Genomic DNA, 19,072 nt, shown 5'->3' with positions numbered 1-19,072 from the left:
CCGCGCAGCGCGTCACGCATCGCCGTACGCCTCGCCGCCGAGCTCCAGCGTCGCCGTGCCGGCGGTCGCGTCGGCGAGCCAGCCGCGGAAGGACTCCACGTCCGCGTCCGGCAGCCCGATCTCGATCGTCACTGCGGCCGCGTACCGCACGTCGCGCACCGCCCGCCCGGTGGCCCGCAGGTCGTTCTCGAGCTTGCCCGCCCGCTGATGGTCGACGGTGACGGTGGCGAGCCGGAAGCGCTGCCGGGTGATCGTGCCGAGCGCGTCCAGGGCCTCGCCGACGACACCGCCGTACGCCCGGATCAGTCCGCCCGCGCCCAGCTTCACGCCGCCGTAGTAGCGAGTGACGACGGCCACGACGTACCGCATCTCGCGGCGCATCAGCATCTGCAGCATCGGGACGCCCGCGGTGCCGCCGGGCTCGCCGTCGTCGCTGGCCTTCTGGACGCTCGCGTCGGCGCCGATGACGTACGCGAAGCAGTTGTGTGTGGCGGTGGGGTGCTCCTTGCGGATGCGTGCGACGAAGTCCTGCGCCTCCTGCTCGGTCGCGGCGGGCGCGAGCGCGCAGAGGAAACGCGAACGGTTGATCTCGGACTCGTGCACGCCCTCGCGGGCCACCGTGCGGTACTGCTCCTGCATCCCGCCACCCTATGCGCCCGCCGCGGCCCCGCCGTCCCCGGTTCCCGGCGGGCAGGGTCCCGGTCCGCCGGGGAGACTGGCGGACGAGGCCCGGGAATCACCGGGGGCCGCGACATGTTCTGCACGAGTGACGAGCCACAGGAGGCAGCGCATGAGCGTCGAGACCGCGATCACCGAGTCGGACACCGTGAGGAAGATCCTTACTGCCACGGGCGACACGTGGGCCGTCGTGGGCCTGTCGTCGAACCAGGCGCGCGCCGCGTTTGGAGTGGCCGCGGTCCTGCAGCGTTTCGGGAAGCGGGTCGTCCCCGTCCACCCGAAGGCGGAGACCGTGCACGGCGAGCAGGGCTACGCCTCGCTCGCCGACATCCCCTTCCCGGTCGACGTGGTCGACGTCTTCGTGAACAGTGAGCTGGCCGGCGCCGTCGCGGACGAGGCGGTGGCCGTAGGAGCGAAGGCGGTGTGGTTCCAGCTCGGCGTGGTCGACGAGGCGGCGTACGCGCGGACGCGTGAGGCCGGGCTCGACATGGTCATGGACCGCTGCCCCGCGATCGAGATCCCCCGGCTGGGCTGAGCCGGCGGGACTTCCCGCTCAGCCGTCGGCCAGCCGGTCGAGGAGGTCCATGAGTTCCTCGCAGTACACCCCGAACATCCGCTGCTCGACCGGCGTCACCACGGACATCCGGTTGTGAACCATGGGATTGCGTACCTTGGCGAGCAGCGAGAAGCGTTCGCTCCAGTACGCCTTGTCCTTGCCGATCAACTTGCCGAAGATGTCCCGGTGCGAGGCCATCAGGTCGAACAGGTCACGCGGATAGGTGAAATCGAGGAGCCGGGTCGAGGCCCGCGCGCCGTAGGCCCGTAGCTCCCTGGCCCGGAGCTCCTCGCACTTGTCGAGGGTGGCGGCGAGCTTGGGACGTTTGGCCCTGAGTTCGTCCGGCCATTCCTCGCCGTACCGCTCGGTGAACCCGGCTTCGACGAGCTCACGGACCCGCCCCTCGACGGCCATCCACTGGTCCCAGTGACCGAGCTGCCGACCGATGAGGGTGAGGTACTCCTGGAAGTCCTGGGAGAAGGCCCGGTAGGTGCCGTCCCGGACCACGATGAGTCCCTGCTGGAGCAGCACCTGGGCGTCGTCGGGCGTGACCACGAGCTGCGGCCCGAGGACCACCTCCAGCAGGGCACGGAGTCGGCCGTCGGCATCCAGCAGACCCGTGAGGTCCCGGTAGTAGTAGGAGAACTCGGCCGGCAGCGGCTCGACATGGCGGTCGAGGGCCTGAACCAACGGCTGGGGCGCCGCGTCGGCGGAGCAGACCCGGTCCAGGAGCACACTGGCCAGATACGGGTGTCCTCCGCTGAGTTCCGCGAGGCGTTGCGTCGTCCGCACGAGATCGTCCGGATCCACGCCGTCGACGCGCCGTACCAGCTCCGTCAGATCGGTCTCGTCGAAGCAGGTGAGGAACACAGACCGGAAGATCCCCGCGAAGGTGGACTCATCCGGATCCGCCATGTCGACGATCTCCCGGAGCTCCCTACGGGAGGTGGTGACCAGACCGATGTTCCAGTCCAGGTTGTAGGCGAATTCGCGCAGCGCCTGGAACGTCCCCGGCTGCGAACGAAAGACTTCGCGGGCGGCGTCGAACTCGTCCATGATCAGTACGACGCGCCAGCCCCGTCTGCGGACCAGCCTCAGGAACTCCTGCGTCTCGGTCTGGGCCTCGACCCACCGCATCCCCGGGGCCACGGCGCGTTCGTACGCGGCGGTGATCCGGCGGTCCTGCTCGGGCGCACGCTCGCCCAGGGCCTCCCACACGTCCTCGACGAGCCGGCGCACGACCTGGTCGATCCCGCCCCCGGTCCGGACGTTCATCCACACCGGGATCAGCCGGGGGTACTCCGCCAGAACTTCGGGGCGCATGAAGAGGTGGTACGCCAGGCTGGACTTACCGATCCGCGGCGGCCCGATGATGGCCGTGGCTCCGGCGGTCGGCTGGTCCAGGACCCTCTGGCGCAGCACGCGGATCTGGTCGGCCCGGCCCACGTGGGCGGCCCCGTGCACCGGGTGTCCGACAGTGGCGAAGGGGTTGTCGCGGACGGTGGGGACACTCCCCTGCCGCGGCACGTGCGCGCCGCCGGCCTCTGTCCGGTTGTCTGCCTCGGTCATCGCGTCACGCCCTCCGGTACCAGAGCCACTCGGCGAAGAGACCGACCTTGATCCGGTACCGGTCCGCCGACTCCCATTCGATCACGTCACGGCGCACCAGGTCTTCCAACACCCGATTCCCTTCGGACAGTTCTCTCGACTTGCGCCCGTCGATGTACAGGTTCCTGCGGTGCCCGGAGAGACCACGCTTGAGCACGGCGAGGACGACGCCGTCGCGCATGTCGCTGACGTCGGCGTCTCCGGGGGTCAGCAGGTTGTCGAACTGCTCCTGGAGCAGGGCTCGCTCGCCGCTGATGAGCGACACGGCCACAGCGTCGACGTCCGCGGGACCGATCAGTGGCTGACGCTCCGCGTTCATACGCTGCACCAGACGACTGCAGAGGAGCTGGATGTAGTACGGGCTGCGGGCCGTCAGTTCGATGATCCGCTGGACGGAGTCTCCACGGAACCGGTTCCCACCGTCCGCGAGGGCGATCGGCTCGGTGATCAACGCCTTCGCGGAGTTCTCGTCCAGGTACGAGACGGGCTCCTGCCGGGCCACCTGGAACTCGTTCGGAAACGCTTTGAGGAAACGGGGCATCAGGTCGTTCCCGACGACGACGCTGGAGAACATACGGCTCTCCAGCATCGCCTTCCAGGACTTCATGAACTCCCTGGGCAGCGAACCCCGCTCGATCGCCGAGTAGAGCACCGTGAACTCGTCGAGAAGCAGCACCATCCGCCAGTCGCCATGAGCCTCGCTGAGCCGCATGCGCCGCTGGATGCCGTTGAGGTAGTCGTCGAAGTGCAGATGCGGGGAGCCGCTGTCGGTGAACTCCCGGAGCACCGGCCGGTCCAGATCGAGCGGCGGGTATCCCGCGTCCTCCAGGTCCTCCAGACGGTGATAGAAGGCGCTGGCGATCCGGTAGAGCAGGCTGGCGTGACTGAGGTCCGTGGCGATGTCCAGCAGACTCAGCTTCGCGGCCAGCAACGGCGGTTCCAGGGCGTTCTGGAGGTGGTGCAGCACCGAAGACTTGCCGACGCGCTTCTGGCCGTAGATCACGACGCACTTGGCGTCGGCCCCGCGGAGCGTGTCGGCGAGACGCTCGATGAGCGGGTCGCGTCCGAAGAACATCTTCTCGTCCTGGACGGGCGCGCCCTCCGCGAACGGGTCCTGGATGGGCTCCCAGTCGGGGGCGTCGCTGAGGGGCAGGGAGAGGGCGCCGGGCTCGGTGGTGAGCCGCCGGTCCGAGCGGAGCGTGAACTCCAGGCAGTACCGCAGGGTCGCGACCTGCTCGCGGATGGCCCTGGGCGTCAGCACCAGCGGCACCGTGCACGTCTCGGTCTGCTCGTCACGCAGGCTGTGCGCGACCGGGATCGCCGCGTCCAACGGCTCGTAGTCGTCGTTGTCCAGGACCCGCAGCCGGACGTCGACGGCCGGGGACCTCCTGGGCAGATTGGTGACACTGAGCTGCACATGGATCAGCGAGGCCGCGTTCGGCGTGTACGCGGAGAGAACGGGTTCGACGTCCAGATCGGTGGGTTCGGCGGCACGCTGGACGTCCCGGAAGTGGGCGGCCAATGCCAATTCCAGGTTGTCGAGCAGCGGGACCAGGAATTCCAGGCTGATCCGGGTGGGCAGCCGCTCGATGGTGCTGACCAGCTCGCGGATCGTGGCGCCGATGCGAGATTCCAGCCGCTCCTGCTCCAGGTAGGAGGGCTGCTCCAGGTAGCCGCGCAGTTCGGCCAGGATGCCGGCCGCTTTGATGAACCGGTCGCGGTCCAGAGGGGTCGTGTACGCCACATCGGCGGCCCCTTCCAGGGCCTGCTGGTCCTTCGTCAGAGTGCCGAGCGGTTCGTTGCGGTTGAGCAGAGGCTGGAGGGTGTTGCGCTGGGCGTCGAGGAGCCGCACATGATGGCGGAACGCCTCGTCCCACAGCTCGTTGTAGGCGTTCTGCGTCGTGGAGGAGTCGGAGACCTGGAGGTAGGCCCGCAGTTCACGGACGAGGACTTCGCGGATCCGGGTGTCCCGGTAGGTCCGCGAGATGATCTCGCGCCGGACTCGTTCCGAGCTGACCGAGAGCAGTCCGACCAGCCCCATCGCCAGGGGCTCGTGACGGCTCTTGTCCCCCAGGACCCAGCTCATGCAGAGCTCGAAGGAAGGGCGGGTCTCGGGCTGCTGCCAGTCCGGGGCGAGATAGGAGGTCACGAACTGCTTGACCTTCAGCTCACCCATGTCGTCCCAGCCGCCGAGCGAGACCGCCTCGGTGTAGTAGGCGCGGATCACGTCCGGCGGCTTGCGTTCGGCGGTGCACAGGTCGCCCATGGCTGCGCCGAAGCCGCGCAGCGAGCGCCGGAAGCGGTCGTCGGAGGTCTGGTTGAGATCCCGGAGGATGCGGGCGGCGGAGAGGTTGTACGCGGCGCGGTCGGCGGGCCTGGAGGGGCCGAGGCGTTCGATGAGCTTCACCAGCTCCTGGACGTCTTGCTCGCTGAGGGAGCCCTCCTGGATCCGTACGGCGCTGACCCCCGCGTACTCGCAGCGATCGATGTGCATCTGCACGATGCTGCTGACGGAGTCCGCCTGCTCGGGGTGCCATTCGCTCTTGGCGACGAGTTCGTCCAGCTTGTCCCACACGCCGGTGCGGTCGGCCTTGGCGACCTCGTCGGCGATGGAGCGGAACTCGGGGTTATGCGGCCCGTGTTGAAGCAGGCGCTGAGCGGCTCCGTTGGCGCGCTCGACGTCGCCCAGCCGACGGTAGAGGACGATGAGCCTCTTCAGGAGCCCGGTGCGGGTCTGGTTGCTGTGGGCGCCGCCGAGCAGTTCTTCGAGCAACGGGGCTGCTTCGGCCCAGCGCTGCCGATCGCTCAGGATCGTGATGATCATGTTCTGGTGCTGAAGGTTCTCCTGCACCAGGGCGTCCGGGGCGCGGAGGAGCTCCAGAGCCTCGTCGCTGCGCTCGCTTCGGTGCAGACCCCAGGCGAGGGAGCGGCGGGCGCGCTCGTTTCCCGGGTCCTCCTCCAGGGCTTGCCGATAGAGCGCCTCGGCCTTCTCCCAGTCCTTCTCACGGGTGTCGGCGTGGTGCGCCCTGGCGTACAGGGAATCGCGGCCACGGGCCCGCCGGGGTCGCTCCGGCCGGCTGGGCAACGGCCGGTCCGCGGCCCGCGCCGCGAGTTCCCGTTCCGCCATGACCACGACGTCCAGGAGTCCCTGGTGGCTGGGGAAGAGGTCGAGTGCGGTCCGCGCGATGCGCAGGGCGTTGTCGAGGTATCCCCGCTGGAACTGGCGCTGAGCCGCCTGCAGTTGACGCTGGGGGTCTGGGCCGGCCAGGGTGGCGGGAGCCTTGGGAACAGCCGTCGGACCGGGCTTCGCGGCGCCGACGCCGGGCAGGCGCGGCGCCACGACAGCAGCCGGGGGCCGCTCGGCGGGGAACGGTGGGGCGCCGACCTCCGCCCCGGCACTCGTGTCGTCGCCGTCCCGGGCCGACAGTCCGATCCGCTCCAGGACGCCTGGACTCAGCGCGTCCAGGACGCGGCACAGGTCGCCGGACGTCGGCGCCGCGCGGGAGAGGAGCGGTTCGAGAGGAGCTGCCCGCTCGGGGAAGAGACGCCGGACGAGGTGCAGTGCTGCACGGGTCGCGACCAGACGCGGACCGGCCTCTGCCGCCACGGCGCCGGACAGGCCACGGGCCGCCTCGTCGTCGCCCCCGGTGCGCAGAGCAAGATCGACGAAAGCCCGGAGCAACACGTCGTCGCCGTCGTGCGCGGGCGAGTCGTGCAAAGCGTCGCCGAGCGCCTGCAGAGCATCGGAGGCCTGCCCGCTGCGGGCTCGCAGCACAGCCAGGTCCCAGGCGTAGCGGCCGCCGAGGTGGGCGGCCTCCTCCAGCCATTCCCTTGCCTTGCTGCGCGTCGCCTCGCTCTCCTTCCACTCCAGCAGGAGGAGCGCGGCCAGATGCAGCGCGGGTGGGTAGTCGAGGGTGAGCCCCGCCTGGGCGAGATCGCGTACCGCGAGGCCGACCTTGCCCCCGTCCCGAGCGAGCCGCGCCGACTCGATCCGGTTCCTGGCCCGATTGAGGGCCTGCTGAACGTCATTGGTGACGCCGTACGACAGAGGTACGGCCTCATCGAGCCGGAAGGACGGCGAGGTGAACGTCAACTCGACTGAGTCCGACCGAAATTCACCGTCCAGGACCTCCCACGCCCCGGACAGCGTCAAAGGCGCCGGTGCGCTGGCGATCTCGATCATCTCGACCGCGGAGGTGCTCAACAGCGCCGGACCCGTGTCGGCCGCCAGCACCAGGCTGTCGTTATCGATCGCCTTGAGCCGGCCCTGCACCCGACGCCCAGCACCAAGGTGGACGATCACGTCCGTACCCACCGGGAAGTACTGCTGGATCATGCCTGAATCCACACTGCACGATATCCGAGGAACTCACCCGAGGCAGACCTTCGTCACGGATGGTCCACGTCAACCGTCTCTCGAACCGCGCCGGTTGAAAGCGTTGGCGGTCAGCCGGCGCCGACGCCGAGGCCCTCCAGGACGACCGCGCCGGGCAGTTGGGCGAAGGCCTTGCCGGGGAGGATGAGCTTGCCGCGGCGGCGGCCGCTGCCGACGAGGACCCACTCGGTGTCGACGACGGCCGCGTCGACGAGGACAGGCCAGGCGGCCGGGAGCCCGATCGGGGTGATGCCGCCGTACTCCATGCCGCTGTCGCCGACGGCGGTGTCCATGTCGGCGAACCGCACCTTGCGGGAGCCGAGGTGCTTGCGGACGACTCCGTTGACGTCGACCTTGGTCGCTGAGCGGACCACGCACGCGGCCAGGGTGGTCGTCTCGCCGCGCTTGCCCGCGACGATCACGCAGTTCGCGGACCGGTCGAGGAGCTCCGAGCCGTGGTGCCCGACGAAGACCGCGGTGTCGGCGATGGCCGGGTCGGTGTCCACGTACAGGATCTGCTCGGCGGGGACCGGGCCCTGCCAGGCGCGGACGGCGGCGGCGACGGGCTCCGTCAGCCGGTCCAGGCAGCCGGGGGCGGGAACGGCGTTGTCGAAGTTTCCGATCGGTGCGCGCATGACGGCACGCTAACAGCGTCCGTTCCGTCCCCGACCGGACGTCTCAGCGTACGGGCGGCACCGAGACGGCCAGGGTCAGCTCGACCGGCTCGCTGCCGTCGTTGCGGTACTCGTGCGGCACATGGGCCTCGAACACGGCCGAGGTGCCGGCCGGCACGACGTGCGGCTCGCCGTCGACGACCAGGGTGAGCTCTCCCCTGGTCACGTGCAGGAGTTCGGTGGTGCCCTCGGGGTGCGGGTCGGAGGGACTGCCGTCGCCGGACATCAGGGTCCAGGTCCACAGCTCCAGCGGGCCACGGGCCTCCGTCCCGACGAGCAGGGTGGAGTGGCTGCCGGCCTCGGTGGACCACATGCGGACGGCCTGCTCCGGCGGTACCAGCCGGACGTGCGGCCCCTGTTCGTAGTCGAGCAGCGTGGTGATGGAGACGCCCAGCGCGTCGGCCAGCTTCACCGTGGTGCCGACGCTGGGGTTGGTACGCGCCTGCTCGATCTGGATGATCATGCCGCGGCTGACTCCGGAGCGCGCGGCGAGGGCGTCCAGCGTGAACCCGCGTTCGCCGCGCCACCGCTTGACGTTGCGGGCGAGCGACTGCGTGAGCTGATCGAGGTCAGACACAATCCGTCCAATATATTGGATGACAGGGTTCAACAGACTGCACTACCGTGAAGTGCACCCCGATGTTCACCGCACTGTACTGCGAGGATCCCATGACAGCCCTGTTCGCCCTGGCCACCAGTCTCCTGTGGGGACTGGCCGACTTCGGCGGCGGGCTGCTCACGCGCCGCATGCCCGCGCTGACCGTGGTGGTCGTCTCCCAGACGGTCGCCGTCGTCGTGCTCGGCGCCATCGTGGTCGCCACCGGCGGCTGGACCGAGGCCGGACCGCGCCTCTGGTACGCGGTCGCCGCCGGCGCGGTCGGACCCGTGGCGATGCTCTGCTTCTACAAGGCCCTCGCGCTCGGCCCCATGGGCGTGGTCTCGCCGCTCGGCTCGCTCGGCGTCCTGGTGCCGGTGTCGATCGGGCTGCTGCTCGGCGACCGGCCGGGGGTGCTCCAGTTCGCCGGGATCGGCGTCGCGATCGTGGGCGTTCTCCTGGCCGGCGGGCCCGAGCTGCGGGGCGCGCCCGTGCAGCGGCAGGCCGTCGTCTACACGCTGATCGCGGCGTTCGGCTTCGGTTCGGTGATGGCACTGATCGCCGAGGCGTCCACCACGCTCACCGGCCTCTTCCTCGCCCTTTTCGTGCAGCGGGTGACCAACGTGGTGGTCGGCGGCGGCGCCCTGTACGCGTCCGTCCGGCGCGGCGGCCGGGCGCTGCCCGAGGAGGGCGGCCTGCGTGCGATCACGGCCGCGCTGCCGGCGCTGGCCTTCGTCGGCCTCGCCGACGTCGCCGCCAACGGCACGTACTCGATCGCCGCGCAGATGGGTCCGGTGACCGTGGCGGCCGTGCTCGCCAACCTGTACCCGGTGGTGACGGCGCTCGCCGCACGCGGGGTGCTCAAGGAACGACTGCGCGCGGTGCAGGCGGCCGGCGCGGGACTCGCACTGGTGGGAACGGTTCTGCTGGCGACGGGCTGAGGCGCTCGGGGTGGCGCGGCCGCTCAGCCGTCCTGGAGGTCCAGCTCCGCCAAGGCGGCGAGCTGCTCCGGGGTGATGCCGTCAGGGATCGGCAGCGGCGTGGGCGTGCGCAGCGGAGGCTGCCAGCCGCGCTCCGGGTCCCAGCTGCGGACCACCTTCGCCGGGGCCCCGGCCACCACCGCGTGGTCCGGCACCTCGCCGCGTACGACAGCGCCCGCCGCGACCACGACGTTCCGGCCGAGCTTCGCGCCCGGCAGGATCACCGCTCCCGTGCCGAGCCAGCAGCCCGGTCCGATCTCCACCGGGTCGGTGCGCGGCCACTGACGGCCGACCGGCTCGTGCGGATCGTCGTAACTGTGGTTCGTCGAGGTGATGTAGACGTACGGCCCGCAGAACGTGTCCGAGCCGATCGTGACCCGGGTGTCGGCGATGACGTGGCTGCCGCGGCCCAGGACGACGCCGTTGCCGAGGGTCAGGATGGGGTCGGGTCCGAGGTCGAGGCCCGGCATCATGCCCGCGGTGAGCGTCACCTGCTCGGCGATGATGCAGTGCTCGCCGAGTTCGATCCACTGCTCGCCGAAGACCGTGCCCTGCGGGAAGGCCAGCCTGGTGCCCGCGCCGAACCGACGGAACCTCAACCGCCCGGGCGTCTCGGCCGAGACGGCGCCCGCCTGCTGCATCCACCGCCAACCGTCCTGCAGGGCGCGGGCGACCACGCGCCGCCGCCAGGCGGTGAAGGACGAGAACGTGTTTCTGTTCTTGGGCACCCGGACACGGTAGTCGGCCGCTTCCTCGCTGATCAGTGCGGTGCGCTGTGATGTCCGTCATGGGCATCTCGTAGGGTGCCCGTGGCGCGACCGACAGCGAGGAAGGCGGAACGGACGATGACGGAGCGGGCGTTGATCATGGGTGTGGGCGGCAAGGAGCCGCAGGTCGATCCGGCGGCGTTCGCCGCGCCGACGTCCGTGGTGATCGGCGACGTGACCATGGCCGCGGGTTCGAACGTCTGGTACCACGCCGTGCTGCGCGCGGACTGCGGCCCGATCGTGCTCGGGGCGGACTCCAACATCCAGGACAACTGCACGGTCCATGTCGACCCGGGCTTCCCGGTGACGATCGGCGAGCGGGTCACGGTCGGGCACAACGCGACCGTGCACGGCTGCACGATCGAGGACGACGTGCTGGTCGGCATGGGCGCGACCGTGCTGAACGGCGCCGTGATCGGCGCCGGCTCGCTGATCGCGGCGCAGGCCCTGGTGCCGCAGGGCATGGTCGTGCCGCCGGGCTCGCTCGTCGCGGGCGTTCCGGCGAAGGTCCGCCGGGAGCTGACGGACGAGGAGCGCGAGGGCATCAAGCTCAACGCGGAGATGTACCTGCACCTGGCGAAGGCCCACCGCGAGGCGCACGAACAGGGCTGACCCGGGGTACGCGGAAGGGCCCGGCACTCGATGCGAGTGCCGGGCCCTTTCCCGTACGTGTGCGGCGTCAGCGGTGTCAGTCCGTGGTCGCCGCGACCGTCTCCGCGGCCGGCTTGCTCTCCGCCCGCTGCACCGCCTTCTTGGCCCGGTTCTTCAGGACCAGCATCGAGGTGAGGCCGATCAGCACCGCGAGGACCAGGCCCAGCCAGGAGAACCGCTTCAGCCAGGCCTCGGCAACGATGCCGACCGAGTAGATGACCGCGGTGGTGCCGCCGGCCCAGAGGATCCCGCCGAAGACGTTGGCGATCAGGAACTTCCAGTACGGCATCTTCAGCACGCCCGCCAGCGGCCCGGCGAAGATCCGCAGCAGCGCCACGAACCGGCCGAAGAAGACGGCCCACATGCCCCACTTCTCGAACGAACGCTCCGCCAGCGCGATGTTGGCCTCGCTGAAGTGCTTGGGGAACTTCCCGCCCAGCCAGGCGAGCAGCGGGCGGCCGCCCTTGCGGCCGATCGCGTAGCCGATCGAGTCGCCGATGATCGCGCCGGCCGTGGCGCAGGCGCCGAGCACGTACGGGTCGATCTCCCCGTGCTGCGAGGCCAGCAGCGCCGAGCTCACCAGCACGATCTCGCCCGGCAGCGGGATGCCCAGACTCTCGAGTCCGATCACCACCCCGACCAGTGCGTAGACGGCGACCGCGGGGATCGTCTCCAGCCACTCCTGGACGTGCAACGCGGTTCCTCCCGTTCGGCGTGGCGTGCGCCGCGTCGCGCACCCCGTGGCAGCCTACCCGGTCACCCGGAACGCACCTCGGCCCGCGCGGACAGCCGGACGTCCCGCGAGGAGGCCCCGACCTGGAGGGTCCGCTCGCCCGTGCCGAGCACCCAGCCGTCGCGCGCCGGGTCGAAAGACGACAGGGTGCGGGCGGCGACCGGAACGGTGATCCGGCGCCGCTCCCCCGCCGCGAGCTCGAGCCGCCGGTATCCGGCGAGGAACCGCGCCGGCTGGTCGAGCTCCAGGTCGGGCGAAGGTCCTGCGTAGATCTGGGCGACCTCCGTACCGGCGCGGGTGCCGGTGTTCCGCACGGTGAACGTGACGTCGAGACCGCCGCCGGCGCGCGGCACGACCACCAGGCCGCTGTACGCGAAGGAGGTGTACGAGAGTCCGTGGCCGAACGGGAAGAGCGGCGCCACGCCCTGGGCGTCGTACCAGCGGTGGCCGACGTGGACGCCCTCGGAGTACTCCTCGGTGCCGTCCTTCCCGGGGTAGCGGTGCGGATCGCCGGCCGTGGGGTGCCGGCCCTCGGCCGCCGGGAAGGTCTGGGTGAGCCGGCCGCCGGGGTCGGCGTCGCCGAACAGGACGGCGGTGGTGGCCGCCGCGCCCTCCTGGCCCGGGTAGTACATCTGCAGCACGGCGGCGGTCCGCTCCAGCCAGGGCATCGTGACCGCGGACGAGGTGTTCAGGACGACGACGGTCCGCGGGTTGACGGCGGTGACCGCCTCGATCAGCGCCTGCTGGTGCCCGGGCAGGGCGAGCGAGGTGCGGTCGCGGCCCTCGGTGGCGTCCTCGTACGCGAAGAGGACGACGGTGTGCGCGGCGCGGGCGGCCGAGACCGCCTCGGCGAGGTCGGCGGCGCGGCCGGCGGAGGTGATCGCGCGGAGGCTGAAGCGCTGGCCCGCCTTCCCGCCCGGGGCGGTCACCTTCAGCCGGTGCTCGCCCGCCGTGAGCGGGAACTCGGCGCGGCGGACGTGCAGGCCGTCGGGCGCGCGGCCGAGCAGCCCGCCCGTGAAGTACTCGGCGACGCCCGGACGGACGGGGAAGAGTTCGGTGCCGTCGACGGAGACCGTCGGCCGTTCGCCGCTGTAGTGGACGACGAAGGTCCAGGTGTCGCCCTCGGGCACGGTGAAGACGGCCTCGTGGCTCCAGGTCGCGCCGGCGGCCACCGTCCGGTTCTCCAGGGAGGCGGCGGGGGTCAGCGCGGGCAGCGGTTTGCCGTAGAGGTCCTCGCCGAGCGCGTACGTCACCTCGGCGCCGGCCCCGGCCCGGGCGCGCAGGGCGTCGACCGGGCGGGCGGCCGCGTCGGGGACGACGTGCGCGCTGCCGCCGCCGCTGACGAAGGGGACGGCGCCGGTGGGGCCGACGACCGCGAGGGAGCGGGCGGCGGGGGCGGACAGTGGCAGCGCGCCGTTCTCGTTGCGCAGCAGGGTCGCCCCGGCGGTGGCGACCCGCAGGGCGAGGTTCGCCCCGGAAGCGGCGTCCCGGGCAGGGCGTTCGGCAGGGGTCGCGCCGAGCAGGCCGAAGCGTTCGCGTACGGCGAGGACGCGGCGCACGGCACGGTCGACGGCGGCCTCGGGGACCTTGCCGTCCGCGACGGCGGCCTTCAGGGGGTCGCCGAACCGGACGCCGGCGGGCATCTCCATGTCGAGGCCGGCGGTGAGCGCGGGGGCGGTGCTGTGGGTGGCGTCCCAGTCGCTCATCACCCAGCCGTCGAAGCCCCAGCGGTCGCGCAGCACGCCGGAGAGCAGGGCCGCGTTCTCGCTCGCGTGGACGCCGTTGACCTTGTTGTACGCGGCCATGACCGCGCCCGTACCGGCGGCGACGGCAGCTTCGAAGCCGCGCAGCTCGGTCTCGTGCAGGGTCCGTTCGGAGGCCCGGGCGTCGACCGAAGTCCGGTCCCGCTCCTGGTTGTTGAGGGCGAAGTGCTTGACGGTGGCGACGAGTCCCTCGGCCTGGATGCCGCGGACCTCCTCGGCGACGAGGTCGGCGGAGAGCAGCGGGTCCTCGGAGAAGGTCTCGAAGTTCCGGCCCGCGTACGGGGTGCGGATCAGGTTGACCATCGGGGAGAGCAGCACGTCCTGGCCGAGCGCGCGGCCCTCGCGGCCGATGACCCGGCCGTAGGCGCGGGCGAGGCCGGGGTCGAAGGCGGCGGCGAGCATCACCGGCGCGGGCAGGGCGGTTGCGGTCTTCCGTACCCGGACCCCGGCCGGCCCGTCGGCGAGCCGGAGTTCGGGGATACCGAGGCGCGGGACGCCGGGCACGTATCCGGCCTGTCCGAGGCCGTTCGGGTCGCGGGCGCCGTGCAGCAGCGAGATCTTCTCGTCGAGCGTGAGCTGTTCGAGCAGTTCGTCGAGCCGCCGCCGGCCCCGCGCTCTGGCGGGCAGGGCGGGCGCCATGGTGGCCGCCAGCGCCACCGCCGCCCCGAGCAGCCCGAGCGCACTCCGCCGCGTGACGCCGCGCAGGACGGCCCTCTCCTCGGATACGTCCTCGGTCATCGAGTGGCTCCTTCGCGCAGCACGGACGGGTCACAGCGCACTATGCGCGACATTTCGCCCATTTCGCTGCCGCCACCCCCTCAGCACGACCGCCCCCCCACCCATTCGGGGTGCGGGGGCGGCGGCACGCGGGACGAACCGTCAGCTGTTGGGGCGGAGGGTCCAGACGACCGTCATCTCGCCGGTGACGGCGCCGTCCTCGCGGGTGATGGCGATGTGGACGGGGAACTCGGGGCGGGTGCCCGCGTCGAGTTCGGCGACGACCTCGGCGGCGGGGCGGCCGAGGGTGGCGGTGGCGGTCACGACGCCCATGGCGAGCTTCTTGTAGCCGATCTCGGCCTTGACAGCGAGCGGCACGGCGCGGGTCAGCTGGGCGCCGAAGGCGGCCAGGACGATCGCGCCGCTGGCGGACTCGGCCAGCGTGAACATCGCGCCGGCGTGCGGGCCGCCGACGTGGTTGTGGTAGTCGGCATTGTCCGGCAGGCGCACGACGGCGCGCTCGGCGGTGGTCTCCAGGAACTCCAGGTCGAGGGTCCTGGCCATCGGGACCGTGGCGGCGAGCATCTCGCCGACGGACATCTGGTCTGCGCTCATGGCCGCGATGTTACCCACGAGTAGTACGCCTTGGCCATCCCCGTACCCCACCCGGCCCGCGCCCCCTCTATGGTTACTGGCCATGTGGCCAGGACAGCAGCCGCCCGGGGGCGAGCAGAACCCGCAGGACCAGAACCAGAACCCGTACCAGCAGCCGGGATACGGGCAGCCGAACCCGTACCAGCAGCCGACGGTGCAGCAGCCCGGCTACCAGCAGCCGGGCTACCCGCCGCCGGGGCAGCAGCCCGGCCAGCCGGGGCAGCCGCCGCAGCAGGGGTACGGCCAGCCGAACCCGTACCAGCAGCCGACGGTGCCGCAGTACGCGGTGCCGAGCGGGCCGCAGCCGGGCGGCCCGGACGGGCAGAAGAAGCAGACGACGATCATCGCGATCGTCGCCGCCCTCGCCGTGGTCGTGGCCGCCGGCGTCACCGGCTTCCTGGTGCTGAAGGACGACGACAAGGGCAACAAGGCCGGCGGCGACCCGAAGCCGCCGGTGAGCGCGCCCGCCTCGCCCTCCCCTTCGACGTCCGGCATCGACAACCCGCGCGGGGGTGAGGAGGCCAAGCCGACGATCCCCGGCTGGAAGCCCGTCTTCAACCCGCGGCACGGCACGCTGTTCGACGTGCCGGCGAGCTGGGAGGTGGCCGGCAGCGGCGTCTCGATGATCATCGAGGACCACAAGAAGGACGACGGCTCGGCGTACATCGTCATGTCCGCCCCGGCCGAGTACAAGTCCAAGTGGTGCAGCGAGGACTCCGACAAGGACGGGCACATGGAGGACAGCAACCTCGCTGCCACCGGCACCCGCGGCGGCCAGGGCGCCACCAACACCGCCGAAAACGTCCGCAACGAGGCCGGCGCCTGGGTCTTCGGCCCGTTCGCGCAGGACGAGCCCGAGGCCAAGGTCAAGCAGCTCATCAAGATCAGCCCGGCCGAGGCCTACACCTCGAAGTCCGGTCTGAGCGGCCACGTCGCCACCGCCAAGGCCACCGGCCTGACGAAGAAGGGCAAGTGCGACACCGACGGCAAGTCGATCGCGTTCAGCTTCAAGAACGCGAAGGGCGACTTCGCCACCTGGGTGCTGTACGCGAACGCCGGCATCAAGGACGAGGTGCCGGACTCGCTGATGCGGCAGATCCTGAGCACGGTCCGGCTGTCCTCCGGTACGTGAGGGCCGGCCCGACCGTCGGCCGGTGAGAGGGTCGGCCGGTAATCGGTTTGGCAGACAGGTGCGTCGGCGGGAATAGTCCCTGAAGTGAGTACTCCCGCCGCCGTACCCCCTGCCCGCTCCGGACGCCCCCGCCGGGCGCCCGAGTGGGCCGGGCGCAACTACACCCTGCTGACCGCCGCCGCGATCGTCACCAACCTGGGCACCCACGGCGCCCTGATCGCCACGACCTGGGCGGTGTTCGACGCGGGCGGCGACGCGGGCGACGTGGGCCTGGTGGCGGCGGCCCGGATCGTCCCCCTCGTACTCTTCCTGCTGATCGGCGGCGCGGTCGCCGACCGGGTGCCCCGGCACCGCGTGATGGTCGCCGCGAACGCCCTCAACTGCGTCTCGCAGGCGGTCTTCGCCGCGCTGGTCCTGCTCGGCGAACCGCAGATCTGGCAGATGATGCTCCTGACCGCGCTGTGTGGCACGGGCCAGGCGTTCTTCAACCCGGCCGCCGAGGGCATGCTGATGTCCAGCGTGAGCGGCGAGCAGGTCGGCCGGGCCTTCGCGCTGTTCCGGATGTCCATGCACGGCGCGGGGCTCGGTGGCGCCGCGCTCGGCGGCGTGCTGGTCGCGGCCGTCGGCCCCGGCTGGGTGCTCGCCGTCGACGCGGCCGCGTTCGCCGTCGCGGGCGGACTGCGGGCCTTCCTCGACGTCAGCCACATCGCCGAGCGCGAGCCGGGCGGCGGGCTGCTCTCCGATCTGCGCGAGGGCTGGCACGAGTTCATCGGCCGCCCGTGGCTCTGGTCGATCGTCGCCCAGTTCTCCATCGTGGTCGCGCTGGTCGGCGCGGCCGAGTCGGTGTACGGGCCGCTGGTCGCCCGGGACGAGCTGGGCGGCGCCCGCCCCTGGGGCCTGGCGCTGGCCGCGTTCGGCGTCGGCACGCTGGCCGGCGCGCTGCTGATGATGCGCTGGAAGCCGCGCCGGATGCTGCTCGTCGGCACGCTGGGCGTCTTCCCGATCGCGCTCCCGTCGGCGGCGCTCGCCGTACCGCTGGACGTGGTCGGCCTGTCGGCGGCGATGTTCGTGAGCGGCGTGGCCATCGAGGTGTTCGGGGTGGCCTGGATGACGACGCTGCACCAGGAGATCCCGGAGGAGAAGCTGTCCCGGGTCTCCGCGTACGACTGGTTCGGCTCCACGGCCATGCTGCCGGTGTCGACGGCCCTGGCGGGCCCGGCGGAGAGCCTGCTCGGCCGCAGCAACGCGCTGTGGGGCGGGGCGGGGCTGATCGTGCTGGTGACGGCGCTGGTCCTGCTGGTGCCGGACGTACGCAATCTGACCCGCCGTGGCGACTCGAAGCAGGTGGCGGGCGCGGGGGGCGCGGGGTCCGAATCGTCCGTGGAACTGGCCGAGCGGAGCTGAGCGGCGCGGGGTCGGCCTCGCGCCGCTTCCGTCCCTCCCCTCAGCCGACGCTGAAGGCGCCGTCCGGCGGCACGGGGGACGGCACGGCGTCCTCGTCGCGTACCGGTCGCGCGTCGCCGGTGAAGCCGGCCAGCGACGTTCCCTCCTCCACCCGCGCCGGGAAGGCGTCGGCCGCCGCACGCCGCGTCAGGTAGGCGATGTCGAGCGGGGCGTCGGAGGCGACCAGGACCGCGTTGCCGAAGCGGCGGCCCCGCAGGACGGCCGGCTCGGCGATCAGCGCGAGTTCGGGGAAGACCTCCGCGAAGGTGGCCAGTTGGGAGCGGAGGAAGGCGAAGGGCGCCCCGTCTGCCAGGTTGGCCGCGTAGATCCCGCCCGGCCGCAGCGCCCGCCGGGCCGCTGTCGCGTAGGCGGTGGAGGTGAGGTGGGCGGGCACCCGGGAGCCGCCGAAGACGTCGGCGACGATCAGGTCGAAGGACGCGGCGGGAGCCGCCTCCAGCCAGGCGCGGGCGTCCGCGCCGTGCACGGTGACGTCCGCGTCCGCCGGCAACGGCAGATGCTCGGCGACGAGCGCGCGCAGACCGCGGTCGGCCTCCACGACGTCCTGGCGCGAGCCGGGCCGGGTGGCCGCGACGTACCGGGGCAGGGTGAGCGCGCCGCCGCCCAGGTGGAGGACGTCGAGCGGGGCGCCCTCGTCGGCGGCGCGGTCGAGGACGTGGGCGATCCGGCGCGCGTACTCGAACTCGAGGTGGGTCGGCTCGTCCAGGTCGACGTACGACTGGGGCGCGTCGTCCACGGTGAGCAGCCAGGCCCGCTCGCGGTCGACGTCCGGCATGAGACGGGCGGTGCCCCCGTCGACGTCCCTGATCACGGGAATCTGCTCGTTCACGTCCCTATTGTGCCCAGAGCGCGGCGACGGCCGGCGCGTGGGCGGCGGCCTGCGCCCGTCCGGCGCGGGCGGCGGGAGCGCGGTGGGAGGGGTCGAGCGAGTTCCGGCCGAGGGCCTGCTTGGACGCCCTGTCAGGAGTGATGACCTCGACCCGCGCGCCCGCGGCGGCGAGTGCCGCGCCCTGGCGCGCCGGGGACAGGACGACGTTGTTGCCGGAGGCGTTGGGGGCGATGACGACGACCCGCTCGTATCCGGCGGCGAGGTGGGCGTTGGCTGTGGAGTGCACGCCGCCGTCGATGCGGCGGCGGCCGTCGAGCGTGGCGGGCGGCCAGAGGCCGGGGATCGCGCAGCTCGCGGTGACGGCGTCGACGAGCGGGACGCCGCTGTCGGCGTCGTAGGCGGCGAGTTCGCCGTTCAGGGCGTCGACGGAGCTGATCAGGAGGGGGCGGTCGGGCCACCGGGTCACCGGGTCGAGGCGACGGCCGACGGTGGCGCGGCGGGCGGCCTCGTCGACGGTGGCCGCGCCGAGCGCCAGCCTGCCGAGCTTGCGGCCGTACTCCTCGGGGGTACGGGAGGTCAGGACGGCGACGGCGTAGCGCAGGATCGTGAGCGCGCCGAGCCGCGCGGGCGGTTCGGCCGGGGCGCTACCGTCGAGCTCCCCCTCGTACAGCTCGGCGATCGAGGACTTCCCGGCGGCGAGCCGCGCGGCGACGACGGCGCCGGCGGAGCTGCCGATGATCAGATCCGCCGAGGCCGCGTCCACCCCCGCGTCGGCGAGCCCGTACAGCACCCCGGTCTCCCAGGCCCCACCGACCAGCCCACCCGCCCCGAGCACGAGCGCCGTCCGCCGCTTCCCCCGCGTCTGCGTCATCCCCCGAGTCTGCCCCAGCACGGAAGCC

The 19,072-nt window shown here is 71.9% G+C and carries 16 protein-coding genes; 5 read left to right on the top strand and 11 right to left on the bottom strand.

Features of this window, described 5'->3' with window-relative positions:
- Positions 1-12: 12 nt before the first annotated feature.
- Positions 13-639 carry a YigZ family protein gene (locus R2D22_RS31545; protein WP_318108360.1) on the bottom strand — a complete coding sequence of 209 codons (627 nt, stop codon included), beginning with the start codon at positions 637-639 and terminating at the stop codon, positions 13-15.
- A 151-nt stretch (positions 640-790) separates the two neighbouring features.
- Here R2D22_RS31545 and R2D22_RS31540 point away from each other — a divergent pair, with 151 nt between their 5' ends.
- Positions 791-1,213, top strand: coding sequence for a CoA-binding protein (locus R2D22_RS31540; protein ID WP_318108359.1), 423 nt, complete (start codon positions 791-793; stop codon positions 1,211-1,213).
- Positions 1,214-1,231: 18 nt separating this feature from the next.
- Here R2D22_RS31540 and R2D22_RS31535 read toward each other — a convergent pair whose 3' ends face one another.
- From R2D22_RS31535 to R2D22_RS31520, 4 genes are all read right to left on the bottom strand, one after another.
- The gene (locus R2D22_RS31535) at positions 1,232-2,803 is read right to left on the bottom strand and encodes an ATP-binding protein (protein WP_318108358.1); all 1,572 of its coding nucleotides are present in this window, start codon (positions 2,801-2,803) and stop codon (positions 1,232-1,234) included.
- Between the two features lie 4 nt (positions 2,804-2,807).
- Positions 2,808-7,178, bottom strand: a complete 4,371-nt coding sequence (locus R2D22_RS31530; RefSeq protein ID WP_318108357.1) for a tetratricopeptide repeat protein — start codon at positions 7,176-7,178, stop codon at positions 2,808-2,810.
- Between the two features lie 110 nt (positions 7,179-7,288).
- On the bottom strand, positions 7,289-7,852 hold the full coding sequence (locus tag R2D22_RS31525) for a YbaK/EbsC family protein (protein ID WP_318108356.1): 564 nt from the start codon (positions 7,850-7,852) through the stop codon (positions 7,289-7,291).
- Positions 7,853-7,895: 43 nt separating this feature from the next.
- Positions 7,896-8,468, bottom strand: a complete 573-nt coding sequence (locus R2D22_RS31520) for a helix-turn-helix domain-containing protein (RefSeq protein ID WP_318108354.1) — start codon at positions 8,466-8,468, stop codon at positions 7,896-7,898.
- A 92-nt stretch (positions 8,469-8,560) separates the two neighbouring features.
- Between R2D22_RS31520 and R2D22_RS31515 the strand changes: the two genes are divergently transcribed.
- Positions 8,561-9,427: a DMT family transporter gene (locus tag R2D22_RS31515; protein ID WP_318110103.1), complete on the top strand. Its 867-nt coding sequence runs from the start codon at positions 8,561-8,563 to the stop codon at positions 9,425-9,427.
- 23 nt (positions 9,428-9,450) lie between these two features.
- Here R2D22_RS31515 and R2D22_RS31510 read toward each other — a convergent pair whose 3' ends face one another.
- Positions 9,451-10,194 (bottom strand): acyltransferase, encoded by a 744-nt coding sequence (locus tag R2D22_RS31510; protein ID WP_318108353.1) that lies wholly within the window; start codon positions 10,192-10,194, stop codon positions 9,451-9,453.
- A gap of 117 nt (positions 10,195-10,311) precedes the next feature.
- On the opposite strand from R2D22_RS31510, the gene R2D22_RS31505 reads away from it, so the two are divergent.
- A complete protein-coding gene (locus R2D22_RS31505; protein ID WP_318108351.1) occupies positions 10,312-10,845 on the top strand; it encodes a gamma carbonic anhydrase family protein in 534 nt (177 codons plus the stop codon).
- 76 nt (positions 10,846-10,921) lie between these two features.
- Here the strand turns inward: R2D22_RS31505 and R2D22_RS31500 are convergent, their stop codons facing one another.
- The 3 genes from R2D22_RS31500 to R2D22_RS31490 all read right to left on the bottom strand — a co-directional run bounded on the left by R2D22_RS31500 (position 10,922) and on the right by R2D22_RS31490 (position 14,712).
- Positions 10,922-11,578 carry a DedA family protein gene (locus tag R2D22_RS31500; RefSeq protein WP_318108350.1) on the bottom strand — a complete coding sequence of 219 codons (657 nt, stop codon included), beginning with the start codon at positions 11,576-11,578 and terminating at the stop codon, positions 10,922-10,924.
- Between the two features lie 62 nt (positions 11,579-11,640).
- Entirely contained in the window at positions 11,641-14,118 is a 2,478-nt protein-coding gene (locus R2D22_RS31495; RefSeq protein WP_318108348.1) for a beta-glucosidase family protein, read from the bottom strand.
- A 141-nt stretch (positions 14,119-14,259) separates the two neighbouring features.
- On the bottom strand, positions 14,260-14,712 hold the full coding sequence (locus R2D22_RS31490; protein WP_318108347.1) for a DUF4442 domain-containing protein: 453 nt from the start codon (positions 14,710-14,712) through the stop codon (positions 14,260-14,262).
- An 82-nt stretch (positions 14,713-14,794) separates the two neighbouring features.
- On the opposite strand from R2D22_RS31490, the gene R2D22_RS31485 reads away from it, so the two are divergent.
- Both R2D22_RS31485 and R2D22_RS31480 read left to right on the top strand, forming a co-directional pair.
- Positions 14,795-15,883, top strand: a complete 1,089-nt coding sequence (locus R2D22_RS31485) for a DUF8017 domain-containing protein (RefSeq protein ID WP_318108346.1) — start codon at positions 14,795-14,797, stop codon at positions 15,881-15,883.
- A gap of 84 nt (positions 15,884-15,967) precedes the next feature.
- Positions 15,968-17,287: an MFS transporter gene (locus R2D22_RS31480; protein ID WP_318108343.1), complete on the top strand. Its 1,320-nt coding sequence runs from the start codon at positions 15,968-15,970 to the stop codon at positions 17,285-17,287.
- A 40-nt stretch (positions 17,288-17,327) separates the two neighbouring features.
- Here the strand turns inward: R2D22_RS31480 and R2D22_RS31475 are convergent, their stop codons facing one another.
- A complete protein-coding gene (locus tag R2D22_RS31475; RefSeq protein WP_318108342.1) occupies positions 17,328-18,173 on the bottom strand; it encodes a spermidine synthase in 846 nt (281 codons plus the stop codon).
- Between the two features lie 4 nt (positions 18,174-18,177).
- Positions 18,178-19,044: a patatin-like phospholipase family protein gene (locus tag R2D22_RS31470; RefSeq protein WP_318108340.1), complete on the bottom strand. Its 867-nt coding sequence runs from the start codon at positions 19,042-19,044 to the stop codon at positions 18,178-18,180.
- Between the last annotated feature and the right edge of the window lie 28 nt (positions 19,045-19,072).

Source organism: Streptomyces sp. HUAS YS2 (assembly GCF_033343995.1).
Taxonomy (GTDB): Bacteria; Actinomycetota; Actinomycetes; order Streptomycetales; family Streptomycetaceae; genus Streptomyces; species Streptomyces solicathayae.
The sequence above is the reverse complement of the archived record's forward strand: the minus strand, read 5'-3'. Positions and strand labels throughout refer to the sequence as shown.